This is a genomic window from Kitasatospora sp. UYEF31 (assembly GCF_057291755.1).
On sequence record NZ_JBXAWK010000008.1, the window covers coordinates 81852 to 108019 of the forward strand.

The window sequence follows — 26168 nt, forward strand, 5'->3', positions numbered from 1 at the left end:
AAGGACAGAGACGACGCGAGGACGCCTGTGGGCGCCGAATCCGGCTCCCCGGGTGCCGACACCCCGGGTACCGCTTGGCCGGGCCCGGCCGGCCCCGGCCGGGCCGCACGCCGCCGGGCCGGGCGCAGCCGCCGCAGGCGCCGGATCCTCGGCGGGACGGCGATCGGCCTGGCCGTCCTCCTGATCGCGCTCGGCGGCGTCGCCTGGTGGGCCTACGACCGGCTCAACGGCAACATCAAGTCCGAGGACTTCGCCGCCAGCCTGGACGAGAAGGAACGCCCCATCCCCACCGAGGCGACCAACGTGCTGATCATCGGAACGGACTCGCGGGCCGGGGCCAACTCGGCGTACGGCGGCGCGGAGGACAGTGAGCGCTCCGACACGGTGATCCTGGTGCACGTCCCGGCAGGGCGGAAGACCGCGACCGCGGTCAGCTTCCCCCGCGACCTGATGACCGGCATCCCCGCGTGCGTGCTCAAGAGCGGCGGCCGGTCCGACGCCACCTTCGGGATGTTCAACAGCGCCTACCAGACGGGCGGCGCGGCCTGCACGATCAAGACCGTGGAGAAGCTCACCGGTGCCCGGGTCGACCACCAGGTCACCGTCGACTTCACCGGCTTCAAGGGCGTCGTGGACGCGCTCGGCGGGGTGCCTATGCACCTTGACCGGGCGATCGACGACAAGGCCGCCGAGTTGAAGCTCCCGGCCGGCGACGTGGTGCTCAACGGCGAACAGGCGCTCGGCTTCGTCCGGGCCCGCAAGACGCTGGGCGACGGCAGCGACATCCAGCGCATCGAACGCCAGCAGCAGTTCATGAAGAACATGCTGGCCAAGGCGGACGACACCGGGCTGCTCAGCGACCCGAAGAAGCTGTTCAACGTCATGGAGGCGGTGACCAAGTCGATCACCACCGACCCCGGTCTGGCCTCGCTGAAGTCGCTGTACGACTTCACTTCCGGGTTCCGCGGCATCCCGCGGGACAAGATCGAGTTCGTCACGGTGCCGCTGACCGGGTACGTCCCCGACCCCAACCGGGTGGCCCTGAAGCAGCCGGAGGGCGGGCAACTGTTCGCCCGGTTGCGCGATGAGGCGACCCCGGGCGCCGCAGGTGGGACGCCGTCCGGCGCCACCGGATAGGGCACTCTTACGGGGGGCTGATCCCCGTACGGCACGTAAGCGACCTTGGACGCCGTTACCGTGGTGCCTTATGACGGGTCGTGTTCTACAGGTCGTACAAGCCACACGCTGGCGCCGCCGGACGGGGGAGTACCCCACCATCGGCTCCGCGGTCCAGGCCGCAGCACCCGGTGACACCATCACCGTGCAGACCGGCACCTACCGCGAAGACCTGGTGGTCGGCATCGCGGTGATCATCACGTGCAGCGACGGCCCCGTCATCCTGCAGCCGGTCGACACGGTCGCCCTGACCGTCACGGCCGACGCGACGCTGCACGGGCTGACTGTGGAAAGCGACTTCGGCGGCCTGTCGCCCGCGGTCGTGATCGCCAAGGCCGCGCCGGTCCTGGAGGAGATCACCGTACGGGCGGCCTCGGTCGTCGGCGTCGAACTGCGCGACGGCGCGGACCCCGTCCTGCGCCGCTGCCGCATCAGCAACCCGCAGGGCATCGGTGTCGGCGTCACGGGCGGTGCGCGGGGCACGTTCGAGGACTGCGACATCTCCGGCACCGGGCGGGAAGGCGTCGACGTCCGCGAAGGCGGCCAGCCGACCTTCGTCAACACTCAGATCCACGACTTCTGTGGGCACGGCCTGCGGTTCTCCGGGCCCGGCACCCGCGGCACGCTGCGCGGCTGCACGGTCTACAAGGGTTCCGACACCGAGCCTGCCGTGTTCCTCGGCGACCAGGCGATCGTCGGGCTGACGGGCTGCCGCATCTACGACGTCACCGGCGGCGGCGTCTGTGTGGCCGGCGGCGCGACACCCACCCTGACCGACTGCCGGATCGAGCGGGTCGGCTGGGCCGGCATCTCCGTCGGCGGCCAGGGCAGCGGCGGCAGCGCCGTACGCACCGAGATCGGCCCGGTCGACGGCACGGGCGTCCAGGTCGACGACCTCGCCTCGTTCACCCTCGCCGAGTCCACCCTGCACGACATCAACAACGACGGCGCCTCCGTCGACCGGGGTGCGAACCTCACCCTCGTCGGCTGCACCATCCGTGACACCGGCCGCAACGGCGTCGACCTGCACGGGCACAGTGAAGTCACCCTCACCGGCTGCACCGTCCGCAGCTTCGGCCGCAGCGGTCTGTCGCTCAGCGACACCGGCGCGCGCGGCTCGGCCATCGACTGCGAGTTCCACGACTCCACCGGCGGCCACCCCGCGGTCAGGGTCGGCGACGGCGCCGACGCGGCCCTGGGCGACGTCCACATCCACGACGTCCTCGACGGCATCCGGGTGGACGGCACCGGCACGGGCCTGTCCATGCAGGGCTGCAAGATCCACGACGTGGACGAGACCGCGATCGGCATCGGCACCGGGGCCGTCGTCTCGGTGAAGGACTGCCGCATCCGCAAGGCAGCCACCGGCATCTGGTTCAAGGAAGCCGACTGCGGCGGCATCGTCACCGACACCAGCATCGAAGACGTCACCGACGGGTTCTCCGTCACCGGCGCGGCCAGCCCCACCGTCCTGCGCGTCACCGTCGACCGGGCCACCGGCGACGGCATCAGGATCACCTCCGGGGGCCGCGGCGACTTCGAGTCCTGCGAGGTCACCGGCAGCACGGGCTACGGCATCCACGTCCGCGAAGGCTGCCAGCCGGTGTTCACCGGCTGCACCACCCGGCGCAACGCCAAGGGCGGCTTCGAGTTCGCCGACGCCGGAGCGCTCGCGCGGGACTGCAACTCGCAGGGCGACGGCACCGGCGAGGTCGCGCCGCCCGCCGTCGCCAAACTCACCGCTGACGGCATCCCGACCCCGCGCGCGGGCGAGACCGACGATGACGACGAGCGGGTCCCCGGCCGCGGCGCTGACGAACTCCTCGCCGAACTCGACCTGTTGGTCGGTTTGGAGTCGGTCAAGACCGACGTCCGCAACCTGATCGACCTCATCGTCGTCGGCCGCCGCCGCGAAGAGGCCGGGCTCAAAGCCCCCACACTCCGGCGCCACCTGGTCTTCACCGGTTCACCCGGCACGGGCAAGACCACCGTCGCCCGGCTGTACGGGGAGATCGCCGCGGCCCTCGGCGTGCTCAGGAAGGGCCACCTGGTCGAGGTGTCCCGTGTCGACCTGGTCGGCGAGCACATCGGTTCGACGGCGCCCCGGACAAAACAGGTCTTCGACGCCGCGCGCGGCGGCGTGCTGTTCATCGACGAGGCGTACGCGCTGTCCCCGCCGGACCCGTCCCGTGACTTCGGCCGCGAGGCCATCGACACGCTGGTCAAGCTGATGGAGGACCACCGCGACGATGTGGTGGTCATCGTGGCCGGGTACACCGACGAGATGGCGCGGTTCCTGGAGACGAACCCCGGTTTCGCGTCCCGGTTCTCACGCACCATCACTTTTGACGACTACTCCGCCGACGACCTGCTGCACATCACCCGCAAGCTTGTCGGCGAGCAGGAGTACGAACTGACGGACAAGACCGAGACGGCCCTGCTCACGCACTTCCGCCGGATGCCGCGCGGGGCCTCCTTCGGCAACGCCCGCGAGGCCCGCCGGACGTTCGAGGCGATGATAGAGAAGCACGCGACCCGGCTGGCGAAGCTGCCCGGGGCGACGATGGACGAGTTGCAGACGCTGCATCCGGAGGATCTGGTCGAGGTGTGAGCGGTCGAGTCAGAAAGGTGACATCTCATCGAGCCCGCGTCCGGCGAGTTCGATGACCGCTTCGACGTGCTGGAGGTCTTCACGTACGTCGGCGGCGGTGATCTCGGGAGTTTCGCCGGAGGGGTAATCAGCCTGGTTGCGACGTCGGCGCATCCGGTCGAAAGGGCGCAGGACTTGGTGCGGATCCCCAGGTTCGATCGCGGGGATCCGCACCGTCATCGGGTCACGGCATCGCCGGCGTCCCCACCCCCGAGTCCGCGCACTTCAGCTCCGTGAACGAGTTCCGCAGCCTCTCCCACAGGAACGCGTGCAGGTTCAGCGCGTCGTCCGGGGACTTCGCCGCGGTCAGCAGCGCCTTGGCGAGCTCGAAGCGGGCCGGTGCGACGGTGGCCAGGTTCCGGCAGTACGCCTTCGGGCTGCCGGGCGCTTGGGCGAGGGGCGGCCAGTTGATCGCTGCGCGGCGACACGGAAGGGTGGCAGGTTGCGGATTTCCCCTCACGAACCGGTTAATCTACATAATATGAGGCTGATTTTAGGTAGATTAGCGGGTCCGTGAGGGGAAACGATGCGTAGCTTTGCTGACCTGGACCAGGTCATCGGGCATGTCCCGGGCCGACTCGTCACCGTGCTCAGTGGGATCGACATCGGCCGTGGCACTGAGGCGCTCTATCGAGAACAGCTGCCCGGACTGCTCGGCACGCTGGCACACCGGGCGCGGGTGGCGAGCGTGACAGCTTCCTCGGCCATCGAGGGGATCATCGTCCATGACCCCACCCGTGCGGACCAGATTCTCCAGGGTCGGGCGAAGGTGCTGCGCGACCGCAGCGAGCAGGAACTGGCGGGATACCGCGACGCCCTCGACTACCTGTTCCAGGAAGACTGGAAACCGTTCGGTAGCGGACTGCTCCTGCATCTGCACCGACTGCTCTTCGCGCATACCCAGGTTCCAGGCGGCTCCTTCAAATCCCAGGACAATCTGGTGGTCGACCGAGCTGTGGACGGTAGCGTCGCGGTGCGTTTCCGGCCTGTTCCGGCAGCGCAGGCGGATTTTTACGTCAGGGAGTTGGTCGAGCGCTTCGACAGCGCGATGCGGGGTGGCCAGCATCATCCGGTGTTGCTCGTGGGTCTTTTCATCCTCGACTTCTTGACAGTTCACCCTTTCGAGGACGGCAATGGCCGAGTCGCCCGGGTGGTTACCAACGCACTACTGGCGGACGCGGGCTACGGCGCCGTCCGGTACGTAAGTCTTGAACAGGTGATCGCTGACAGTGCGGAGGAGTACTACCGGGCGCTGCTCGGCTCGACCCGGGGCTGGCATGAGGATGAAGCCGATCCGTGGCCCTGGCTGGAGTACTTCACGAACACCCTGGCCGACGCTTACCGGATCTTCGCCCAGCGAGCCGCAGCTGATCGCTCGCCGGGAACCAAGCAGGAGCGGGTGCGTGAATATGTACTGCGGCATGCGCCTGACGTGTTCAACGTCAGTGATGTGCGTGGTGCTCTGCCGGGGATCAGTGACCCGACGATCCGGGTCGTCCTCAGTCAGCTCAAGGTAGAGGGCGTTATCAAGCCTGACGGGGCGGGACGCTCTGCGGTCTGGAAAAAGCTGCGGGGCGCGGGGGTGGAGCGTGAAGCGAACCGGATTGCCGATGCGGCTTGGCTGAAGGATCATCCAACTGGTCAGGCGGATCCAGCTGTGTACAGGTGATGGACTGGTGTGAACACTCAGCTCCGTTCCCCGTGCGTGAAATCCCGCACACCCGCGGCCGGGGTGTGTGGGATTTCGCACACCGTCAGCGCATCAGCGCATCACGGCATCGCCGGCGTCCCCACCCCCGAGTCCGCGCACTTCAGCTCCGTGAACGAGTTCCGCAGCCTCTCCCACAGGAACGCGTGCAGGTCCAGCGCGTCGTCCGGGGACTTCGCCGCAGTCAGCAGCGCCTTGGCGAGCTCGAAGCGGGCCGGTGCAACCGTGGCCAGGTTCCGGCAGTAGGCCGTCGGATCGCCGGAGGTCTGGGCCAGCGGCGGCTGGCCGACGGCCGCGCGGTACAGGTCGGTCTTGGCCCGGCTCGGCCTGTCGTCCACCAGTGTCATCGGATTGTTGAGCGGCAGGTAGGCCACGGGCGCGGCCTGGGCGGCGGCCTGGAGTTCGAGCAGCGGCAGTGCGGCGACGGCGCTGCCCGGGTCGGCCAGGTCGGGTGCGGTGAACGGCGTACAGCCGATCGCCGGGTCGACGAACCGGGCGAGCAGCGTGTTGTCACTGCCGTTGGCCAGCGGCGTCGCGCCCTTGAGCTTCGCCGCGTTGGCGGCGGTGGCCTGCGCGGTACGGCCGTTCCGGGTCGCCAGGTAACGCGTCGTCAGATTGTCGCTCTGGTCCTGGTCGACGATGGAGAAGTCACGCACGGTCGGGCAGGGCTGCCCGTCCTTCGCGGTGCCGGGCGGCGGGACGGTGAGCTTGCCCTCCTTGACCGCGGCGTTCGCGGCCGTGAAGAACGCCGGGCCGTTGCAGTGCGCGAACTGACCGAACTGCGAGCCGCGCAGCCCGTTCACGCACTGCCCGGCACGCAGGGCCCGGCCGTCGGCGCCCTGGAGGGTGAGCGTGTCGCCGTTGAAGCCGAACCAGATGCCGACCACGGCGTTCGCGGGCAACTGCGGCGGAGTCGGCCGTACGGCGGGCCTGGACCGCTCGTCGACCACCAGCGGCTGGTAGACGCCCAGCGTTCCGGTGGCCGGGTCCAGGATCACCGCCTGCGCGAACGCGCCCTGGCCGGCGTTCGCCTCACGGCAGCCACCTTGGCGCCGGTCCGTCGCGGTGAGGCGGTACGGGGTCGCGAGTCCGGCCGCGCTCAGCGGATCGGCCGGGACGGTGAGCGTGCAGTTGGGGTTGGGCTCGGCCGGCTGCTGCGGCCGCTTCTTGTTGTCCTTCTCGACGTCCCCGGCGTCCGGCGGCTGCCCCTTGCGGGCGTCCGCCTCCGCAACGGGCCTTCCCTCCTTCTGCCACGGCGGGTCCGCCGCCTGGGAGACCCCCAGGAACGCCAGGATCAGCACCGGGACGAGCAGCGGAAGGCCGAACAGGAACAACCGGCGGCGACGCCGGGTCCGTTGGGTGGAGCGCAAGTGTGCGGGGCGCACGTGGGTGGAGCGCATGGAATTCCATTTCGTACGGATGTCGGAAACGCGGGCCGGATCCAGGAGTGGATCCGCCGGGCACCGTACGCACACTCGAAGACCGCTCCGGAGCGCTTCGGGGCAACTGACCGCCACCTGATCGGGAGGCTTCCGTGAATGGCCGGAGGTGTTCCAAAACGCCCGCGCAGCGACCGGAAACGCAGCTCAACTCCGTACAAAATCCTCTAACGATAGACCCAACAGGCTTGCCGTACACGGTAGTTCCAAGACTGTGACCCCTGCGTGGCTGAGTTGCCTACTGTCGCGGCCAACAAGGAGGTGACCCGAGCCGTGTCCGACACAGCCACTCACAGCACCGCTCCGCCCGACCCGGCCGCCGTCCACCTGCCGGCCAGCCACCGCATCCCCCGGGGGCCCGGGACCTGTGCGCGGCAGCTGTCGCGGATCGCCAGACTCGCGCTCTTCCTGCCGGCCGCGGCCGTCCTGTGGTTCTGGCACACCGCTATGCCACCCGGAGTCAGCGCCGTCGCCGCCGCCGGACAGGCCTGCGGGCTGCTCGCCGGCTACCTGCTCCTGGTCCAGCTCCTGCTCGTCGCACACGTCCCCTGGCTCGACCGGGCGGTCGGCGTCGAAGGACTGCTGCGCATACACGCCCGCCTCGGCATGGCGCTTGTCCTTTTGGTAGCCGCGCACGGCGTCTGCGCCGTCGAAGCCGAACGGCACCGCATGGGCAGCCGGGTCCAGGTGCTGTCCGAGACGCCATATGTTCTTCCCGCGACGCTCGGCGGCCTGTTCCTGATCGTCCTAGCCGTGTTCTCGTTGCGCCGGATCAAGAGCAGACTCCCGTACGAAACCTGGTATTTCGTGCATCTCATCGGCTATCCGGCGGTCGCGCTGGCGTATGTCCACCAGGTTGTCGTGGGGCTGCACTTCCTCAACTCCGAGCGCGCCCGTACGGTATGGATCGTGCTGCACGCGGCCACCGCTGCGGCGCTCCTGCACTACCGGGTGCTGCGCGTTGTGGGGCGTAACCTGCGGCACCGGCTCAAGGTCGTCAAGACCGTGCAGGAAACCCCCGGGGTGGTCTCGCTCTACATCACCGGCCGCAATCTGGAACGGCTCGGCGCGCAGGCCGGGCAGTACTTCCGGTGGTATTTCCTGACCCGTGGACGCTGGTGGCAGGGCCACCCCTTCTCCTTGTCGGCCGCACCGACGAGCACCTGCCTGCGGGTGACGGTCAAACAGATCGGCGACCACACAAGGTCGTTGGGTGAACTGCGGCCCGGCACCCGGGTTGTCTTCGACGGGCCGTACGGGGGACTCGCGCCGCGCGCGCCCGGCGGACGCCGAGTCCTGCTGATCGCGGGCGGCATCGGTATCACCCCGATCCGCTCGCTGCTCGCCGGAATCCCCGCAAGGCGCGGGGACATCACCCTGATCTACCGGGCCCGCAGCGCCGAAGACCTGGTGTTCCGCGCGGAGTTGGAGGAACTGGCGCGGCAGCGGCACGTACACGTGCGTTATCTCGTCGGCCGCCGACGGCCCGGCACCGACCCGATGGGGCCCGCCGTACTGCGTGGTCTGGTCCCCGGGCTGCACCGGCACGAGGCCTACCTGTGCGGCCCCGACAGCCTCGTCGACGCGGCGGTCGCCGGGCTCCGCGCGGCCGGGGTACCGTCGGGCCGCATCCACACCGAACGCTTCGGCGGGTGATTGCGCCGGGCGTCCCACTCGCGGATCATCGCGATCCAGGCGATGCTGACCTGAGCTATGACATCGGACGGCTGCGGGAGGACACACGGTGACGCAGGTCGCAGGGCCCGTGATGGGCATCGACATCGGCGGTACGGGGATCAAGGGCGCGCCCGCGGATCTGAACCTCGGAGGGCTGGCCAAGGAACGCGTGCGGTTGCTGACACCGCAGCCGTCCGAGCCGGCGGCGGTGGCCGAGGTGACCCGACAGGTCGCGGAGTCCTTCGGGAAACTCACCGGGCCCGTGGGTGTCGCCTTCCCCGCTGTGGTCACCCAAGGGATCACCCGTTCGGCCGCCAACGTCGACAAAGGCTGGATCGACCTCGACGCCGACGCGCTGTTCACCGAGGTGCTGGGCGTCCCGGTCACGATGATCAACGACGCGGACGCGGCCGGGCTCGCCGAGATGCGCTTCGGCGCGGGCAAGGGCAAGCGGGGCACGGTCCTGCTGCTGACGTTCGGCACGGGCATCGGGAGTGCGTTGTTCGTGGACGGGGTTCTGGTGCCCAATACGGAGCTCGGCCACCTCGAACTCGACGGACACGACGCGGAGAAGCACGCCGCCGGGAACGTCCGGCAGGACAAAGGGCTGTCCTGGGAGCAGTGGGCCAAGCGGGTCGAGCACTACCTGAAGCACGTCGAAATGCTGTTCTCCCCCTCGATGTTCATCCTCGGGGGCGGAGTGAGTAAGAAGCCGGAGAAGTTCATCCCGCTCCTGAAGGGGATCCGGGCTGAGGTGGTCCCGGCGACGCTGGGGAACGACGCGGGGATCGTGGGGGCGGCGATGGCGGCTCGGGAGGCGGCGGGGCGGTCTGCGGAGCAGGAGTACTTGCACTGAACTGTTTTGCCGCTGCTGCCGCTGCTGCCGCTGCTGCCGCTGCTGCCGCTGCTGCCGCTGCTGCCGCTGCGTCGATCGGGTAGAAAATCTTCTTTTGGAGATCGCTGGGGGATTTTCTACCTGATCGACGCGGCGGGATTCCGGCGGGACGTGTCCGGCAGCGGGGTGGATCGTTTCTTCTAGGTGATCTTCAGTAAGAGGACGAAGCCCCCGGCCACACGTACGGTCCTGCTCCCCGGGTTGCCGGTCCCGGAGGCGGGTGCGGCGGTGGCGGTGCGGGCGCTGGCGCTCTTGCGCGACCCGTACGTGCGGCTGGTCGCCCGTACGGGACCTGAGGACTATCGCGTCGAGCTGGAGAAGCTGGCTGCCGAGCTCGGTGTGCTCGACCGGCTGACGTTCACTGGGGATGTCAGTGGGCGGCTGTACGGGGCGGTGGATGTGGTGGTGTGCCCGTGGACTTCGGCGGAGCTGTCGGGGGACTGCGTGGTGACTGCGATGGCTGCCGCGCGGCCGGTGGTGGTGTCCGACATCGGCTGCCTGCCCGGGATCGTGGGGCTGTGCGGCGACGCGGATGCGATTCCCGGGATGTGTGTGGTCACGGCGGGGGAGGCGCTGAGTCTGTCGATTGCGCTGCGGGTGGTGCTGCGGAATCAGGGGTTGGCGAAGGGGATGGGGCGGGCGGGGAGGCGGCGGGTCCGGCGGCTCCGCGTCAGACGCTGAAGTCGACTCAACCGATTGCTGTGCTTGTGTCCGGGAATCTGACACGACATCGCCCGGTTCTCAGGATTCGCTGGTTACTTTTGTTGTGTTCTCAAACTGCGGATAGTTGAATATGGTGAATCCCGGGCCTGCGGGGTTGAGGATCGAATTTTCGGCACACCAGTGGAATTTGCGTGTCTGCATACGCGCGGCCTGTCCGTGTTTCGCAACTCAGTTCCTTTCTGCAAGGCGCTGCCCGGAACCTGTCGATTGTCGCTGTTGGGGGAGATTGTGGGTTTTGGTCGGATTGATCTCAGGGCTGGCATATTTCCCGTCGGCTTCGGGAGTGCTGGATGATGTCCTCTGACTCGGAAAATATAGGAACGATAGCGATATTGCATTGGGCCCGACTCCCGGTCGTGGGTGGTGTCGAATCACATTTGTGGGATTACTGCCAGCGCTTGGTGGCGGATGGGTATGATGTCTTACTGATTACGGGAGTTCCGGATGTTGAAGCAAGCGGCCTGGATGCCCGAGTCGTTTACCATCCGCTGCTGAATCTTGACAACTATCAAAAATCAATACGCTTGGAAGACGTAGATTCATTCGTCGCAGAGCTTTCCGGGTTCCTGTGCGAGATATTCTCGGAATTCTGTGTGAAGATCGTGCACGGGCATAATTTGCATCTCTTCGACTGTGTGCCGGCCAAAGCTTTGTTGGCGGTCAGGGAGCGTCTGGGTGAGATTGGGACCGAGGTTCTTTTGTTTCATACATACCACGGTAACCAGGGGCTCCAGGTGCGTGCGGCAGAGCAATGCATTGATTTCGACACACACTTCACGGTCTCCGAATTCATGCGCGAAAACTGCAGACTTGAGCTCGGCATTGACGCTGAGGTGGTATATATGGGGATAGAATCCTCATATTTTTCCGCAGCGGAGTTCAAGGGGCCAGGTCGGATCAACTCTATTTTGTTGCCCGGCAGGTTGGTCCCCGCTAAGGGAGCCCTCGTTGCTGTTCGGGCGTTGGCGTTGATCCGGAAGTGGCAGCCGCCGGAGCTTGCGGAAGTCGAGCTGATTCTGACGGAGACACCGAGTGCGTTGGACTTGAAGTCCGAGGGGGTCGATTTCAGAGAGGAAATCCAACAGTGTGCGGAATTTTTGGATGTGTCTGACGGGATTCGATGGGTCACCGCACCACATGACGAAATGGGCGCCCTGTACCGCCAGGCGGATATAGTAATCTGTCCTTCGATTTATCCTGAACCATTCGGGCTTGTTGCCCTGGAAGGAATGGCATCGGGTCGGCCCGTTGTCGTATCGGACAACGGAGGACTTCCGGAAACCGTGGGAAGACCGTCGTCCCCGTGGGCCGTTCCTGGTCCGTGCATAGTCACACCGGATGATCCGGTGGCTCTGGCTTCCGCAATCCTCGAAGTGCTTATCGATCGAGATCTGGCCGTGCGGATGGCTGAGGCCGGTCGCCGCCGTATCGCGACGTTGTTCGATATCGGAATTTATACCGAAGAGATGACAGGACGATACAGAAAAGCGATAGCGCAGAGGACCCCGTCGTTGCCTGGGCCGCGCCGGCGGGAGGCACACGATGCTTCCGCGACCTGATGGTTCTGTAGTTGCCTCAGCGGACTGAGCGGCGCACAAGCCTGTGCGCCGCCACCCGGGCCTGCGTTCCCCTCCTCGACGCGGTCCCGGGTGCAGGCCCGGATCCGGTGTCGGCGCAGGTCCCGGGCGCGGCGCGGTCTGGGTGACCCGCTGGCCAGGGGGTGGATCAGTGTCGCGGCAATACGTCAGTACGGCGGTCCAGCAGTCCAGCGGTGTAGCAGTGCGGCGGTGCCGTCAGTTGTCCAAGCACCGGTAGACGGACTCCACCAGAGACAGCGCCCGCTGGTCGGTGTGGGCCGGGGTCTGCCGGTTGCTCACGTACGCGAAGGCAAGCCCGGTGGCCGGGTCGGCGAAGGCGATCGTGCCGCCGCTGCCCGGGTGGCCGAAGCCGTCCGGGTTCGGGGTGACGCCGAAGAACGCGGTCTGCGGCTTCATGAACCCGAGGCCGAACGCGGTGTGTTCGCCCAGGATCCGGTCGGTGCCGGACACCGCCGTGGCGGTGACCGCGTCGACGACCTGCGGGGAGCAGAGCCGTACGCCGTCCAGAGAACCTCCGCCGGCGAGTGCCGCGTACATCCGGGCCAGGCCGCGGGCGTTGGTCACGCCGAGACCTGACGGCACCTCAAGGCGCAGGATCTCCGGGTCGTGGTCGGCTCCGGGGCGGGCCAGGTCGGGCAGGGCGAGCATCGCGCGCAGCAGCGGCGATGCGGTGTCCGACCAGATCTGCCGGGCCGGCTGCGGGTCGGGCACCAGGACCGCGGCGCGGGCCGCGGCGTGCGCGGGGGTCCCGATGTACGCCTCGAAGTCCAGCGGCCCGGCGATCTCGTCGGCGAAGAACCGGCCCACCGTGCGCCCGTCCATCCGCCGGACCAGCTCGGCGGCGTAGAAGCCCCACGTCACCGCGTGGTACCCGTGCGCGGTGCCCGGCTCCCACACCGGCTTCTGCCGGGCCAGGTCGGCGGCGAGGCCACCGGGCTCGGCGAGCCTGGCCAGCCGTACGGGCTCGTCGAGGTAGGGCAACCCGGCCTGGTGGGACAGGAGCTGACCGACGGTCACATCCTGTTTGCCGCCTTCGGCGAACTCCGGCCAGTAGCGGCACACCGGCAGCCCGGGTTCGAGGCGGCCGCGGTCGATCAGCACCGCGAGGCAGGTGGCGACCAGGCCTTTGGTGGCCGACCACAGCACCTGGAGCGTGTCGGATTCCCAGCGCCGCCCGGCGGCCGGGTCGGCGTACCCGCCCCACAGGTCCACGACAGGGCGGCCGTGCACGTACACGCACACCGACGCGCCGATCTCGCCGCGGTGGCTGAAGTTCGTCTTGAACGCGGCTTCGACGGCCGCGAAGTCGATGGAGACCTGGCCGTCGACCAGACCGCTGCCCCGGTCGATCCGGGTGACGCGGGCGTCGCCGGGGAACGGGTTGACGCCGTGGCGCCGGGCAGCGCCGGGCGGGGCCACGTGGTTGGTGACCGATGCGGTGTCGGCGGGACCGAAGGTGGCGTGCAGGGCGGTCTTCACGGCGTGCTCCTACTCTCGGTTCGTTTTGGTCGGCAGGTCGTCGCGGGGGCGGATCCCGTCAACGCCGCCGACCGGTATGGGATCCGGAGCGGTGGGCGGCGTCGCCGCGCGGGGGATCACGCCGTCCAGGACCAGGCTCAGGAACTGCTCTTCGAGTTCATCGAGGCTGAGGCCGCACGTGCGGTACCAGCCGACGGAAAGCCACAAGGGGAAACTCAAGTAGCGGTAGGACACTTCGGGGTCGATGTCGCTGCGGAAGTCACCGCTCGCGGCCCCGTCCTTGAGCGTGTCCACCCACAGGTCGTGCAGGGTCGCCCCGGCCTCGGCGAGGTAGGCGAACCGCGGCATCATCGATAAGTACGCGTAATCACGCAGGTAGAGGGTGCATGCCGACGGGTGTGCGCTGATCGTCTGCAGGGCGGCCCGGACGAGACCGCGCAGCCTTGCACGCGGGTCGAGACCGGCCGGTGCGGCCTCGCGGTGCCAGCGGCCCAGGTCCTCCATCGCCCCGCCCAGCAGCTCATCGACCATCTCCTCCTTCGATTCGAACCAGTGGTAGAGGCTGCCGGCGAGGATTCCGGACGCGTCGGCGATCTCCCTTACTGTCGTGGCCGCCACGCCCTTCTGCGCGAACAACAACGCGGCCTCGTGGAGGATCACGTCTTTGCGCGGGGGTGCCTGCGGCTCGTCGGGTCCGGGTTTCCTGCGGCGCATACGGGTGTCCGTTCGTGCAGTCGACAGGGCGCTGGTCGCAGCGCCTGTCCGGGCTGTTCATCCGGGACTGTGGGGTGCTCTGAACTGTGCCGCGGTGGTGGGGGACGGACGCGGGGCGGTCCTGGTGGGTTCCGTGCCGGTCGCCTGTCTAACGCTTGTTAGGGATCTGTCTAACGCTTGTTAGTGATCCACCTAACGCTTGTTAGGTTGTTGACTCCACTTCTACGCCTGCGGTTGAGTCACCGTCAACCCCCTTTGGATGAACGGTCTTTCCGGCGATCGATGTGAGGGATTCCCCTCCAGGCCTTGTGGGCTTCGACGCGCCCGCCCTACCGTTGCCGCACATCCGTGGGGGATGGGCACGAAACGGGCGGAGACCGACCGAAAGGTGTCTCCCATGAGCCCCGCAAGCACCCCGAGGAAGCAACTCCTGCGCCTGGCCTGCGTCTTGTCGGCCGCGGCCCTGGCCGCCACCGCCTGTGGCGGATCGGACGACGACCAGGACAAAGGCTCGTCCAGCAACTCTCCGACGGCTGGAAAGGGCGCCCCCGCGAAGATCGTCGCGCTGTGGCAGGTCAAGGGCGAGGACCCGAACGCGATCGACGACTACAACAACGGCGCGCTGATCGCCGTCGACCAGATCAACGCGGCCGGGGGTGTCCTCGGCCAGCCGTTGCAGTACGAACGCGTCTCAAGTCCGCTCAACCCGCAGGCCGCCCGTACGGCCTTCCTCCAAGCCGTCGACAAGAAGCCCAGCGGCATCGTCGGCTTCCCCGGCGGCACCGAAGCCGAAGGCCTGACAAGGGACTTCGACCAGGCGGGCATCCCGGTCATCAACGTGAACAACCACACCCCACTCGCCTTCGGCCAGAAGGCCGGCAGTCAGTGGATGTTCTCGACCAACCCGTACGACGTCGCCACCGCGAAGAACATGGTGGCCCTCGCGCAGAAGCAGGGCTGGACCAAGGTCGGCATCCTCGGCAACGACATCGGCTACGGCCGTGACGGTACGGACCGCTCGAAGAAAGCCGCCGAGGGGACGGGCGTCAGCATCGGCACCACCCGGCTGGTCCCCGTCACCGCGACCGATGTCACCGAAGCCGTACTGGCCATGAAGGACAGTCAGGCCGTGCTGTCGTGGACCTACCCGAACGTGCTGGCCGCACAGTTGAACCAGATGGCCCAGAACAAGATCGACACCCCGGTCGTGGGCGGCGGCTCGGCACCCGTCGTCGCGAACAACAAGCTCGCGCCGCCGTCGGCGGTCAACCAGCTGTACTCCGTACTCGCGTGCATGCCGAACACGGACCCCCGCCCGTCGGCCAAGGCGTTCGAGGACGCCTACAAGGCGAAGTTCGGCAAGTCGGCCCCGCCGCTGGCCGCCGCCGCGCACGACGCGGTGTGGATGCAGGCCGAGGCGATGAAGAAGGCCGGCAGCACCACCGACCACACGAAGATCCGCCAGGCACTTGAGACGCTCTCCTGGGCTGAGGGGGCCTGCCAGCCGGAGTACAAGTCCGACGGTTCGCACTACCTGGCGCACCAGCAGATCGCCATCAAGTACGACGCGCAGGGCACGGCCACCGTCGTCGACACCTACCAGATCCCCGAACTGGCCAAGGGCGCTTCATGACTGAGTCCTGTGTGCGCGGGCTCGGCATGAATGGGTCCCGCATGAATGGGCTCGGCACGAGAGGGTCCCGCATGAACGAACCCCGCGTGACCGGCGTCGCCGACCGGCGGAGCCGCTGAATGGCCACGTTCATCGCGTTGACCGCGTCAGCGGTCTCGTACGCCTCGGTCCTGACTCTGGCCGCGCTCGGCTTCCTGCTCCTCCACAAGGCCACCGGGGTGGTGAACTTCGCCCACGGCGACCTGCTGACCCTCGGCGGGTTCCTGGCCTACTGGACCGTGCACGACCTCGGAATGCCGGTGATCCCGGGCTACTTGCTCGCGATCGTCTTGCTGACGGTCGCCGGGGTGGCCCTGGAAAGGATCGCGTACGCGCCGCTGCGGCGTCGGCCCATGATGACTGTCATCGTGGCGACCCTCGCCGCGGCGCTGGTGATCCGCGCGCTCCTCGGCATCAAGTTCGGCTCGACCCCGCGCAAGCTGAAAGGCCCGGTGGGTGACGGCGCGTGGCACGTCGGCGGGGCGGCGATCGCCTACCAGCGCATCCTCATCATCGGTGTGACCGTCGTGGTCGTAGCGGCCATGGTCTTTGTGTTCCAACGGACTTCGTTCGGCCGCCAGGTCCGCGCGCTCGCCGCCGACCCGATGGCCGCCGAGCTCTGCGGGGTGCGGGTCCGTACCGTCTCGATGATCGCCTGGGGTCTGTCCGGCGCGCTCGCCGCCCTCGCCGGGATCCTGGTCGCCCCGCTCACCGTCCTTGACCTGAACTTCGGGTTCGCCATCATGCTCGGCGCGCTGGCCGCCGCGGTGGCCGGCGGCTTCGGTTCGCTCGGCGGCGCGGTGCTCGGCTGCCTCGGCGTGGGCGTCATCCAGCAACTGGTCGGCGGCTACTGGCTGCGCGACTACGCGGGAGCGCTCCCGTACCTCGCCCTGTTCGTCGTGATCGTCGTCCGGCCACAGGGCCTCGTCCGGATGCAGGGGGCGCGGCTGTGACGCTTCTGGAGCGGTTCGACGGGATCCGGGGCACCGCCCGGGCGCTCCCGAAGCCACCCGCCTACCGGCGGCACCAGTACGCGGCGGTGCTCTGCTTCGCGGCACTCATCGCCCTCGTGGTGCCGAAACTCGCCACCTCCGCTTCCGCCGCCAACCTCGTCGACCTGTGGCTCATCTACGCCCTCGCCGGGCTCGGCTTCTACTGGATCTTCGGCCTGGGCGGGCGGTTCGCGTTCTGCCAGACCACGATGATGGCCGTCGGCGCGTACGCCGCCGCCTACGCGGCGCTGCACGACTGGCCGTTCTGGGCCAGCGCCGCCGCCGGAGCCGCCGCCGCCGGGACAGTGGCCTGCCTGGTGGGACTGGCGCTGTCCCGCGCCCAGCACTTCGCGTTCGCCATCGGCACCCTGGCCGTCTCCCAGGTCGGCCTGGTCGTCTTCAACCGCAGCTCCGGCTTCACCGGGGTCAACGGCCAGGTGCAAGGCATACCCTTCGCCTCCGTCGCCGGCCACAGATTCACCACCGACAAGGGCGCGTTCTGGCTCTTCCTCGGCTTTCTCACCATTGCGCTGCTTCTCAGCGCGTGGATCGAACGGTCGCCCCTGAGAAGGGAATCGGTGGCAGCGCGCGACAGTGAGCTGGTCGCCCGTACGGCCGGTGTCCCCGTCCGCCGCATCCACCTCACCCTGTTCATCCTCGGCTCGGCACTCGGCGGCGTCTCCGGCGCGCTGCTCGCGCACTGGCAGGGGTTCGTGGGCGTGGACTCGTTCGGGCTCGACCTCGGGATCGGCATCTTCCTGATGGTGATCCTCGGCGGTGCCGGTTCACTGTGGGGCCCTGTTGTCGGTGCGGCCTTCTACGTATGGGCTCCTGAGGTCCTGTCAGGATTCGACGAGTACAAGTCGGTGGTCTACGGCGGAACCCTGCTCCTCATGATCATGCTGTGCCCGCAGGGCCTGGCCGGCCTGGCGGGCCAGCTCCGTTCGTACGTCACGCGCAGGAGAAGCGATGCCTGACCCCGCAAAGCCCGGTCCCGCAAAGCCCGGTCCCGCAAAGCCCGGTCCCGCAAAGCCCGGCCTCTCAAGGCCCGGTCCCGCCAAACCTGAACCCGCCAAGCCTGAACCCGCCAAGCCTGAACCCCTGATGCCCCACCCCCTCCTCCAGGCCACCGGCGTCACCGTCACCTTCGGCGGCGTCCGGGCCGTGGACGACGTTTCCGTACGGATCGACCCGGGCGAAGTCCTGGGGGTGATCGGCCCCAACGGCTCCGGCAAGACCACGTTGCTCAACGCGTTCACCGGGGTGGTCCCGGCGGCCGGAAAGCTGACGGTCGCGGGAACTCCCGTACGCATGGGAAGCCCCGAACGCTCCCGCCGCGCGGGGCTGGTGCGCATGTTCCAGACACCGCAGCCGTACCGCGAACTGACCTGCCAGGAAAACGTCCTCATCGCCACCGACGACCCGGTGTGCCGGGGCTTCCTCGGAGCCTGGCTGGCGCGGCCCGTGATGATGCGTCACGAACGTGCTCGGTGGGCGGTGGCGATCGAGGCGCTCGACCGGGTGGGCCTCGGCTCGCGCGCGGCGACCCCCGCTGCCGCGCTGACGTACGGCGAGCAGCGGCTGCTCGACATCGCCCGGGGCCTGGCGGCGGTGCCCCGGTTGCTGATGCTGGACGAACCGAGCGCCGGCCTGAACGACGAAGAGACGGCCGTTCTGCTGGAGTTGCTCCGTACGGTCGCCTCCGACAACACCGCGCTGCTTGTCGTGGACCACAAGATCGACTTCATTGACGCGTTGTGCGACCGCATCACCGTCCTGGCCACGGGCCGCACCATCGCCACCGGAACGCCCGCCGAAGTCTGGTCCCACCAGCAGGTCATGGACGCCTACCTCGGGGTGGCCCACGATGCTTGAGATAGACAGATTGCGAGTCTCGTACGGGACGACTCGCGCGGTCCGTGGCCTCTCGCTGCGCGTCGGCCAGGGCGAGGCAGTGGCGCTGCTCGGCCCCAACGGCGCCGGCAAGACTTCGACGCTGCACGCGATCAGCGGCCTTGTGCCGTACGAGGGGACGGTGACCTTCGACGGAGCTCCGCTGACCGGCCGTCACGCGTCAGCCGTCGCCCGGCTGGGGCTGATCCACGTCCCTGAGGGGCGGCACGTCTTCCCGACGCTCACCGTGCACGAGAACCTGCGGATGGGCCGGACTGCGGCGGCCGGCCGGAAAGGTTGGTCTGAGGACGATGTGTACGGCCTGCTGCCCGCTCTGACGCCGCTGCGGAACCGGCTCGGCTTCGCCTTGTCGGGCGGGGAGCAGCAGATGGTCGCCCTCGGCCGGGGGCTGCTGTCGGCCCCACGGATGCTGCTTCTTGACGAACCGTCACTCGGCCTGGCGCCGACTGTCGTCCGTACGGTCTATGACGCTCTCGCCCGCATCGACGTGCCGATGCTCATCGTGGAGCAGAACACCACGGAGGCACTGCGGTTGTGCGCGCGGGGGCAGGTGCTGGCCGCCGGGGAGGTCGTGCTCACCGGGACCGCGGCTGAGCTGGGGGACCGGGACTCGTTGCTGGCGTCCTACCTGGGGCGCCGGGACGCGGCCTGAGTGTCCGCCGCGTGGATCATGTACAAAATGCCCCTCAACGATCTCCAAAGGGGAATTCTGTACATGATCCACGCGGCGAATTCCGGGGTCAGGTCAGTGGGCGGGAGTGGTCCGCCGGGTATTTGCGGGCGTTCTTCACCATCTTGTCCTTGAGCGCCTGGGCCAGGTCGATGCCCAGGGTGTTGCAGACGCCGATGAGGTAGGCGAAGACATCCGCCACTTCCTCCCGTACGTGCTCGCCCTTCGCCGGGTCGGACATGATCTCCGCGGCCTGCTCCGGAGTCAGCCACTGGAAGATCTCCACCAGCTCGGACGCCTCCACGCTCAGCGCCATCACCAGGTTCTTCGGCGTGTGGAACGGCTGCCAGTCCCGCTCGGCGGCGAAACCCTGCACCAGGGCGGACAGCTCGGACAGCTCGGACAGCTCGGAAGTGTGCTCGGTAGGCATGCCGACATGCTGCCGCATGTGGCTCTGTGGTGTCGGCTCTGTGGTGGGGGCTCTTTGGTGCCGGCTCTGCGGTTTCGGGCCTGCGCTGTCGGACCAGCGGGGGACAATGGGAGCGCCCTACACCCGGATAAGGCAGGCACCCGTTGCGCATCGTCACCTGGAACGTCAACTCCATCACCGCCCGCCTGGAGCGGCTGACCGCGTGGCTGGAGAAGAACCAGCCCGACGTCGTGTGCCTCCAGGAGCTCAAGACGACAAACGAGACTTTCCCGCACCTGCCCCTCCAGGCCGCCGGCTACGAGGCCGCGGTCAACGCGCAGGGCCGCTGGAACGGCGTGGCGATCCTGTCCAAGGTCGGGATCACCGACGTCGTCGACGGATTCCCGGGCGTCCCGGCGTACGAAGACCTGGTTGAAGCGCGGGCGATCACCGCGACCTGCGGGGGAGCGCGGGTGACTTCGGTCTACGTGCCCAACGGGCGTGAGGTGGACCACGCGCACTACGCGTACAAGCTGGAGTGGCTGAAGGGTCTGACGGCCTTCTCGGCGGGCGAGGCCGCCAAGGGGGTTCCGTACACCGTGCTGGGCGACTTCAACGTCGCGCCGACGGACGCGGACGTCTGGGACATCGCCGACTTCGACGGTCTCACGCACGTCACTGAACCCGAGCGGCAGGCGCTGCGGGCCATCGAGGCGACCGGGCTGCGCGAGGTCATGCCGCGCGCGCTGAAGTACCCCGTGCCGTTCAGCTTCTGGGACTACCGGGCGCTGATGTTCCAGAAGAACAAGGGCATGCGCATCGACCTGGTGTACGGGAACCCGGCGTTCACCGACGGTGTCACGGACGCCTACGTGGACCGGGACGAGCGCAAGGGCAAGGGCGCCTCGGACCACGCGCCGGTTGTGGTGGATGTGGACCTGTAGGAATTGAAGATCCCCGTGTATCTCACAGGCTGAATACAGCCTGTGAGATACACGGGGATCTTCGTTCTACAGGTACATCCCGAAGTCCGCCTCCGGCATCTTCGCCTCCACCGGGGTGCCGCCGTTGCGCAGGGCGTAGAGCTCCGCCAGCGACAGCGCACCGTGCACCTGCTCGGGGCTGTCGCCCAGCCAGGCCCGGGCCTCGCTCTCCGGCAGCGGGCCCATGCCGATCTGCGCGAGGCACCGCCCGGGGCGGACCACCGCCGGGTGCAGCCGGTCCAGGCCCTCGTTCGTCGTGATCGCAACCAGCACGTTGCGGCCCTGGCCGAGCAGGCCGTCCGTCAGATTGAGGAGCCGGGAGAGCGACTGCCCCGACGCGCGTTTCGCATCACCGCGGATCAGCTCGTCGCAGTCCTCCAGGACCAGGAGCCGCCAGCGCTTCTCCGTCTCGTCCTCCTCACCACCCCGGCCGATCGCCACGTCGGTCAGATAACCGGTGTCGCCGAACATCACCTCCGGGTCGAGCACGAAGTCGACGCTGCACCAGTCCCGCCACTCGCGGGCGAGGGTGCGCAGCACACTCGTCTTGCCGGTGCCGGGCGGGCCGTGCAGCAGGATCAGCCGGCCTGAGACGTCGACGCGGGTGACGGCCATGAGTTTGGCCAAAGCGCCGGACGCCAGCGCCGAATAGTTGCGGGAGATCTCCTCCCACGGCTGCGCGTTGATCGACCGGGTTGTGCGGTAGGGGCCACCGCGTCGTGAGGAGAGGTACCAGAAACCCATCCGTACGGTGTCCTCCGGGCCCTGCGGCTCAGCGGAGGCCTCCTCGACCGCCTGCTTGAGGACGGCGCGGCCGGTCTCCTCGTCCACGGCGGTGACGGTGACCTCCCCGCCGCCGCTGCGCCAGCGCACCGCGCGCAGGGTCCAGCCGTCGCCGGACGCGAGGCGGGCGTCACGGTCGTCCTCGACGACCGTGCGCAGGACCGTGGCGCCGGGCGGGACGAGGGAAGCGTCGGGGCGGATGCGGTCGAGTCTTGAAGTGGACGCCCACGGGTGCCGGCCGGCCACGAACGGGGCCAGGACCAGGGCGTCGATTACGTCGTACGGAGTGTCCGCGTCGTCCAGACTGACGACAAAGGGCAGCAGGCCGGTGGGGTCGCACAGATCTTCGGTGGGTTCTTCGTGGCTGAGTCGCGGACGACCCACCGCGTCCACCAGGGCCGGGAGCTGACGGGTATTCGGGAATTCCGGCATGTCTCGATGATCGGGGCGTACGGCGCGCGCGTACAGCGGTTTTGCCGGTTCGTGCGGAACCGTGCGGGGAAGGGTCTGGTCGGTTCGTGTGGAACCGCGCGGGGAGGGGTCTGGCCGGTTCGTGCGGAACCGTGCGGGGAAGGGTCTGGTCGGTTCGTGTGGAACCGCGCTCAGCCGAACGCAGCCCGGAGCGCGCCGTCCACCGCTTGCAGCGCCTCGGCGTGTGACAGACCCAGGCGGCGGGCCCGGTCCGCGTACGAGGCCGCGGCCTCCTCCGCCTGCCGTTGCACGGCGTCCCCGACCGAAGCGATCACGGTGCCGCCCCGGCCCCGGGTCTCGACCACACCGTCGGCTTCCAGCTCGCGGTACGCGCGGGCGACCGTGTTGGCCGCGAGGCCGAGCGACTCGGCCAGCTTGCGCACCGGCGGCAGCCGCATGCCGGTGGGCAGCAGCCCGGTCCGGGCCGATTCGGCGATCTGCGTACGGATCTGCTCGAACGGTGGGACGGCGGAGGCGGGGTCGAGGGCGATGAGCATCAGGAAAGGGCCTCCTGGGCGAGCTGTCGGGGGAGTCGGCGGCGGTACCGCTGACGGACTTTGGGGATCATTTCCGCCGATTCAGCGAGTATCACCCACAGGGAAGCCACAGCGAACGCGGTGTACACCCACATGGGCAGCGGATTGTCGATGGTATGAGCGGCGAGCAGCGGCCACAGGACCGAGGCACCGAGCACGAACCCGATTGCCACCGGAAGTGGCGCCAGCGCCAGCGCGGCCTGGGCGCGGAAGGCGTCGTCAAAGGCGGTCTCGTGCGGCGACCTGGCGTGCTGGGGACCGTTGAGCACCCGGCGTTGCAGGGCTTCGACGCCCAGCGGGACGGCGATGCCCAGGACGGCCGCCACCACGCACCACCACGGACGTACGGTGAAACTCCGCGTCCCCAGCGTGTGCTCCGGCCAGGTGAGCATCGCCAGCGCGGCCCCGGCGGGCAGCAGCGCACCGACCCGGTTGATCCACGTCATGACCGGCGGAACCGCGTCTTCGAGCCGGAATACGTCAAGGCGGGCCAGTCGCGGCCCGGGTTCCAGCCGGATGCGGTGGATGGCATAGAGGTGGCCCAGCACCTTGCCCGCTCCATTGACGATCACCATGGTGATCGCGGGCAGCATGGCCAGGTCCAGCGGAGGAAGACTGTTGTGGGAGCGGATCTGAATCCCGTAGAAGACCGTCAGGAGCCAGAAGCCCGGCAGAGCCACGCAGGCCGCGAAGTTGGCCTGTCGTTTCGTCCGGTCCGCTATTCGGTCCACCAGTTCCGGGCGCAGTTCCAGGTTCAGCTGCTTGGCGAACGCGTCAGCGCGCTTGAACCGCCGGACGTCGGTGTCCCGGAACCGTGACCACAGTAGGACGCCGACCAGTATGAATACGGGCAGAGACCCGGCAGTGAGGAAGAAGATCGTATGTGAGTCCATGGGACTTCCCGCCTGAAAGGTGACGCATTGTCAGTGGGTGACGGGCTGCTGGGGGCTGCCGCTGCGACCACTGCGCCGGCGTACCACCACGGATGTACGGAGAAGTGCTGCCCGCCCAGCGAGTGGCCGCGCCAGACGAGCACTGCCACTGTGGCCGCGACGGTCAGCAGTGGTCCGCACCGGATCAGCCGGGTGGCCACTTGAGCGAAGACTTCTGGAGTCAGTTCCAAGTCGGCGCGTTGAGCGAACCTGTTGGCCCGTTCGAAATGCCGCTCCGGGGAGTCGGTGGAGCGGAACCAGGCGACGAAGCATGCCAGGGCCGCCAGGGCGGCCGGAGCTGTGACCGAGAGGTAGGAAAGGAACATGGACGCAGGAGAACTCCACCCCGAAGTTTTGTAGCAACCATTGTCGCAACTTTGGGGCGGGCTTGTCGAGTGGGTCCGCTGCGGTGATCACGCGTCGCGCACCCTTCAGGGCGCGCTGAACGGTGCGCGACGCGTGATCACCGCGCGGGCGTCGGCTACTTGCGCACCGCCGCAGCGACGTCCTTGCCCGTGTTCGCCATCCCGGCCGCGTTCGGGTGTAGCAGCAGCGCCTGGCCGGTCACGGTCATCGGCTCGATCCAGCGGGTTCCGGCAGGGGTGCAGGCGTCGTGGCCGGCACTCGACGCGGCAGTGTCGACGTACGTCGCCCCGGTGTCCTTCGCGGCCTGCTCCAGTTGGGCGTTCAAGCGGCGCATCAACGGCTCCAGGTAGGCGACGTCCCCGTCGGACAGACCCATCGGGACCTTGCACGCGCCGTGCGCCTGAGCGGGCAGCACGGTCGGGTAACCGATCACGTACACCCGGGCGTTTCCGGCCTTCGCCCGCACCGCGCGCAGCGCCCCGGCGACCTTCGGGCCGACCGCGTCGATCTCCGGGGCCAGGGTGTCCTTGCCGTCCTTGAACTGGGCGTCCTTGCACGGAGTGCCGTTCTGGAGACCGGCGTGCAGGAGGTTGTCCGTCCAGCAGCCGATCACCTTGGTGATCAGCCCGGCGTCATTGCCGCCGATTCCGATCGTGACGACCCGTACGCCGTCGTTCAACGCGTCGACCTGGGGCGGGTTCTCGCCGAACAACGGGACCGACTGCGATCTGGTGATGTTCTCCGTCGTCGCCCCGGCACAGCTGACGTCCGTGAACGACCGTGGCTTCACGTCCCGCGCCACCACCGACGGGTAGTTGTTCGTCGACCGCGCGCAGCCGATCGGGCTGCCCGTGAATGACGGGATGAACGGGCCTGAGGTGTACGAATCGCCTAGAGCGACGTACGGGCCTACTGTCGGCGCAGCCGCCTGCGCGGGAGTGGCGGCGAGCACCGCCGCGGCGGACAGGGCGACGGACAGCAGGCGGGGGACGCTGCGCATGGGGGTGTGCCTCTCGGGTCGGGAACGGGCACACGGTAGGGGCGCGGTGGTTGTTCGGAGGGGCGCCAGGTGTCGGATTCGTCCGTACGGGGGACGTTGTTTCACCGGGTCAGGTGCACCGGGCGGCGCTGTTGCGCTCCCAGCGGAAGTCGTTCACGCACAGCGGAAAGAGGTTGGCCGCAGGCACATCGGGGGACAGGCTCGACCACATGAGACTCCTGGTTATCGGCGGTTCCGTCTTTCTCGGCCGCCACTTCGTGGAAGAGGCCCTGAAGCAGGGCCATGAGGTCACAACTTTCAACCGGGGCCGTACGGGGGTGGATGTCCCCGGAGCCGAGGCCGTGCGCGGTGACCGCGAGATTCCCGCCGACCTGGAAAGGCTGGTGACGGGCCGTCACTGGGACGCCGTCATCGACGTGTGCGGGTTCGCGCCGACGGTCGTCGGGTCCTCGGTGCGGGCGCTCAACAGACATGTCGACACGTACGCCTTCATCTCGTCGATCTCCGCCTACCGCGACTGGCCGGGGGAACGGGTGACCGAGGAGTCCCCCTTGTTCGACGGCAAGCCGGACAGCGACGACGGCGACTACGGCGTCAAGAAGTCCGGGTGTGAGCGCGCCGTCGAAGAGGGCTTCGACGGCCGCACGCTGATCATCCAGCCTGGGCTGATCGTCGGCCCGTACGAGAACGTCGGACGGTTGCCGTGGTGGCTGCGCCGGGCGGCACAGGGTGGGCGCGTGCCCGCCCCGGGCGACCCGGCACGGAGCGTGCAACTGGTCGACGCCCGGGACATCGCGCTGTTCACCCTCGGACAGATCGAGCAGGGCGGCACGGGGCACTTCATGACAAGCGGACAGCCGGGGAACGCGACGTACGGCGGGATGCTGCGGCTGTGCGTCGAAGCCACGGGTTCGGACGCGACGCTGACGTGGATGGACGACGCGTTCCTGGTGGAGCGGGGAGTGGCGGAGTGGACTGAGCTGCCGCTGTGGACGCCGGGCACGGCGGAGTACGCCGGGATCTGGCTGGCGGACCCGGCGAAGGCGCTCGCCGCCGGGATGACGTGCCGCCCCGTCGCGGAGACGGTGCGCGACACGTGGGCCTGGCTGAAGGACGTGGACGGGCCGCTGCCCAGTTACCGCGTCGTCGGGCCGACGATCGGCATGACACCGGAGCGCGAGGCGGAGCTCTTCAGCGCATGGGACGCCCGTACCTGATCAGGCCCGAACCTGATCAGGCCCGAACCTGATCCGGCCCGTACCTGATCCGGCCCGTACCTGATCAGGCCCGTACCTGATCCGGGCCCTGCCTGATCGGTGTCCTGCCGATTGCTGCTCCGTGCAGCCGCTGAGCGGGCCTGGGGTTTTGTCCAGTCCTTTAC

25 protein-coding genes are annotated in these 26168 nt (G+C 68.4%); 15 read left to right on the forward strand and 10 right to left on the reverse strand.

Annotation, left to right across the window (positions count from 1 at the left end; translation table 11 throughout):
* Positions 1 to 27: 27 nt before the first annotated feature.
* Together AC0Z36_RS06190 and AC0Z36_RS06195 are read left to right on the forward strand one after the other, a co-directional pair.
* Positions 28 to 1137 carry an LCP family protein gene (locus AC0Z36_RS06190; RefSeq protein WP_485461667.1) on the forward strand — a complete coding sequence of 370 codons (1110 nt, stop codon included), beginning with the start codon at positions 28 to 30 and terminating at the stop codon, positions 1135 to 1137.
* A gap of 70 nt (positions 1138 to 1207) precedes the next feature.
* Entirely contained in the window at positions 1208 to 3787 is a 2580-nt protein-coding gene (locus AC0Z36_RS06195; protein WP_485461668.1) for a right-handed parallel beta-helix repeat-containing protein, read from the forward strand.
* A gap of 9 nt (positions 3788 to 3796) precedes the next feature.
* Here AC0Z36_RS06195 and AC0Z36_RS06200 read toward each other — a convergent pair whose 3' ends face one another.
* Positions 3797 to 4006, reverse strand: coding sequence for a hypothetical protein (locus tag AC0Z36_RS06200; protein ID WP_485461669.1), 210 nt, complete (start codon positions 4004 to 4006; stop codon positions 3797 to 3799).
* 4 nt (positions 4007 to 4010) lie between these two features.
* Positions 4011 to 4286: a hypothetical protein gene (locus tag AC0Z36_RS06205; RefSeq protein ID WP_485461670.1), complete on the reverse strand. Its 276-nt coding sequence runs from the start codon at positions 4284 to 4286 to the stop codon at positions 4011 to 4013.
* Between the two features lie 66 nt (positions 4287 to 4352).
* On the opposite strand from AC0Z36_RS06205, the gene AC0Z36_RS06210 reads away from it, so the two are divergent.
* Entirely contained in the window at positions 4353 to 5495 is a 1143-nt protein-coding gene (locus tag AC0Z36_RS06210; protein WP_485461671.1) for a Fic family protein, read from the forward strand.
* A 101-nt stretch (positions 5496 to 5596) separates the two neighbouring features.
* On the opposite strand, the gene AC0Z36_RS06215 is transcribed toward AC0Z36_RS06210, so the two are convergent.
* Positions 5597 to 6934: a hypothetical protein gene (locus AC0Z36_RS06215; protein ID WP_485461672.1), complete on the reverse strand. Its 1338-nt coding sequence runs from the start codon at positions 6932 to 6934 to the stop codon at positions 5597 to 5599.
* A 312-nt stretch (positions 6935 to 7246) separates the two neighbouring features.
* On the opposite strand from AC0Z36_RS06215, the gene AC0Z36_RS06220 reads away from it, so the two are divergent.
* From AC0Z36_RS06220 to AC0Z36_RS06240, 5 genes are all read left to right on the forward strand, one after another.
* Entirely contained in the window at positions 7247 to 8629 is a 1383-nt protein-coding gene (locus tag AC0Z36_RS06220) for a ferredoxin reductase family protein (protein WP_485461673.1), read from the forward strand.
* A gap of 112 nt (positions 8630 to 8741) precedes the next feature.
* Complete coding sequence (gene ppgK, locus AC0Z36_RS06225) at positions 8742 to 9506, forward strand: polyphosphate--glucose phosphotransferase (RefSeq protein ID WP_485461726.1); 765 nt, start codon at positions 8742 to 8744, stop codon at positions 9504 to 9506.
* 6 nt (positions 9507 to 9512) lie between these two features.
* Positions 9513 to 9689: a hypothetical protein gene (locus tag AC0Z36_RS06230; protein ID WP_485461674.1), complete on the forward strand. Its 177-nt coding sequence runs from the start codon at positions 9513 to 9515 to the stop codon at positions 9687 to 9689.
* The gene (locus tag AC0Z36_RS06235) at positions 9690 to 10226 is read left to right on the forward strand and encodes a glycosyltransferase (protein WP_485461675.1); all 537 of its coding nucleotides are present in this window, start codon (positions 9690 to 9692) and stop codon (positions 10224 to 10226) included. It abuts the gene before it with no gap.
* Positions 10227 to 10624: 398 nt separating this feature from the next.
* A complete protein-coding gene (locus tag AC0Z36_RS06240) occupies positions 10625 to 11827 on the forward strand; it encodes a glycosyltransferase family 4 protein (RefSeq protein WP_485461676.1) in 1203 nt (400 codons plus the stop codon).
* Between the two features lie 234 nt (positions 11828 to 12061).
* On the opposite strand, the gene AC0Z36_RS06245 is transcribed toward AC0Z36_RS06240, so the two are convergent.
* Together AC0Z36_RS06245 and AC0Z36_RS06250 are read right to left on the reverse strand one after the other, a co-directional pair.
* Positions 12062 to 13345: a serine hydrolase domain-containing protein gene (locus AC0Z36_RS06245; protein WP_485461677.1), complete on the reverse strand. Its 1284-nt coding sequence runs from the start codon at positions 13343 to 13345 to the stop codon at positions 12062 to 12064.
* A 9-nt stretch (positions 13346 to 13354) separates the two neighbouring features.
* Positions 13355 to 14059, reverse strand: coding sequence for a TetR/AcrR family transcriptional regulator (locus AC0Z36_RS06250; RefSeq protein ID WP_485461678.1), 705 nt, complete (start codon positions 14057 to 14059; stop codon positions 13355 to 13357).
* A 397-nt stretch (positions 14060 to 14456) separates the two neighbouring features.
* Between AC0Z36_RS06250 and AC0Z36_RS06255 the strand changes: the two genes are divergently transcribed.
* The 5 genes from AC0Z36_RS06255 (at position 14457) to AC0Z36_RS06275 (ending at position 19289) form a co-directional block, all read left to right on the forward strand.
* A complete protein-coding gene (locus AC0Z36_RS06255; RefSeq protein WP_485461679.1) occupies positions 14457 to 15692 on the forward strand; it encodes an ABC transporter substrate-binding protein in 1236 nt (411 codons plus the stop codon).
* A gap of 119 nt (positions 15693 to 15811) precedes the next feature.
* Complete coding sequence (locus tag AC0Z36_RS06260) at positions 15812 to 16684, forward strand: branched-chain amino acid ABC transporter permease (protein ID WP_485461680.1); 873 nt, start codon at positions 15812 to 15814, stop codon at positions 16682 to 16684.
* Positions 16681 to 17700, forward strand: coding sequence for a branched-chain amino acid ABC transporter permease (locus AC0Z36_RS06265; protein WP_485461681.1), 1020 nt, complete (start codon positions 16681 to 16683; stop codon positions 17698 to 17700). The genes AC0Z36_RS06260 and AC0Z36_RS06265 overlap by 4 nt, the downstream gene beginning before the upstream one ends.
* Positions 17701 to 17827: 127 nt before the next feature.
* The gene (locus AC0Z36_RS06270) at positions 17828 to 18598 is read left to right on the forward strand and encodes an ABC transporter ATP-binding protein (RefSeq protein WP_485461682.1); all 771 of its coding nucleotides are present in this window, start codon (positions 17828 to 17830) and stop codon (positions 18596 to 18598) included.
* Complete coding sequence (locus AC0Z36_RS06275; protein ID WP_485461683.1) at positions 18591 to 19289, forward strand: ABC transporter ATP-binding protein; 699 nt, start codon at positions 18591 to 18593, stop codon at positions 19287 to 19289. The genes AC0Z36_RS06270 and AC0Z36_RS06275 overlap by 8 nt, the downstream gene beginning before the upstream one ends.
* 88 nt (positions 19290 to 19377) lie before the next feature.
* Here AC0Z36_RS06275 and AC0Z36_RS06280 read toward each other — a convergent pair whose 3' ends face one another.
* A complete protein-coding gene (locus AC0Z36_RS06280; RefSeq protein WP_485461684.1) occupies positions 19378 to 19737 on the reverse strand; it encodes a nucleotide pyrophosphohydrolase in 360 nt (119 codons plus the stop codon).
* A 143-nt stretch (positions 19738 to 19880) separates the two neighbouring features.
* Here AC0Z36_RS06280 and AC0Z36_RS06285 point away from each other — a divergent pair, with 143 nt between their 5' ends.
* Positions 19881 to 20660, forward strand: coding sequence for an exodeoxyribonuclease III (locus tag AC0Z36_RS06285; protein WP_485461685.1), 780 nt, complete (start codon positions 19881 to 19883; stop codon positions 20658 to 20660).
* A 66-nt stretch (positions 20661 to 20726) separates the two neighbouring features.
* Here the strand turns inward: AC0Z36_RS06285 and AC0Z36_RS06290 are convergent, their stop codons facing one another.
* The 4 genes from AC0Z36_RS06290 to AC0Z36_RS06305 all read right to left on the reverse strand — a co-directional run bounded on the left by AC0Z36_RS06290 (position 20727) and on the right by AC0Z36_RS06305 (position 24787).
* Positions 20727 to 21914 carry a DUF5925 domain-containing protein gene (locus AC0Z36_RS06290; protein WP_485461686.1) on the reverse strand — a complete coding sequence of 396 codons (1188 nt, stop codon included), beginning with the start codon at positions 21912 to 21914 and terminating at the stop codon, positions 20727 to 20729.
* A 170-nt stretch (positions 21915 to 22084) separates the two neighbouring features.
* A complete protein-coding gene (locus AC0Z36_RS06295; protein ID WP_485461687.1) occupies positions 22085 to 22450 on the reverse strand; it encodes a GntR family transcriptional regulator in 366 nt (121 codons plus the stop codon).
* Entirely contained in the window at positions 22450 to 23382 is a 933-nt protein-coding gene (locus tag AC0Z36_RS06300) for a hypothetical protein (RefSeq protein ID WP_485461688.1), read from the reverse strand. Before AC0Z36_RS06300 ends, AC0Z36_RS06295 begins: the two co-directional genes overlap by 1 nt.
* 520 nt (positions 23383 to 23902) lie before the next feature.
* Entirely contained in the window at positions 23903 to 24787 is an 885-nt protein-coding gene (locus AC0Z36_RS06305) for an SGNH/GDSL hydrolase family protein (protein WP_485461689.1), read from the reverse strand.
* 209 nt (positions 24788 to 24996) lie between these two features.
* Between AC0Z36_RS06305 and AC0Z36_RS06310 the strand changes: the two genes are divergently transcribed.
* Entirely contained in the window at positions 24997 to 26004 is a 1008-nt protein-coding gene (locus tag AC0Z36_RS06310) for an NAD-dependent epimerase/dehydratase family protein (RefSeq protein WP_485461690.1), read from the forward strand.
* The last annotated feature ends 164 nt before the right edge of the window (positions 26005 to 26168 follow it).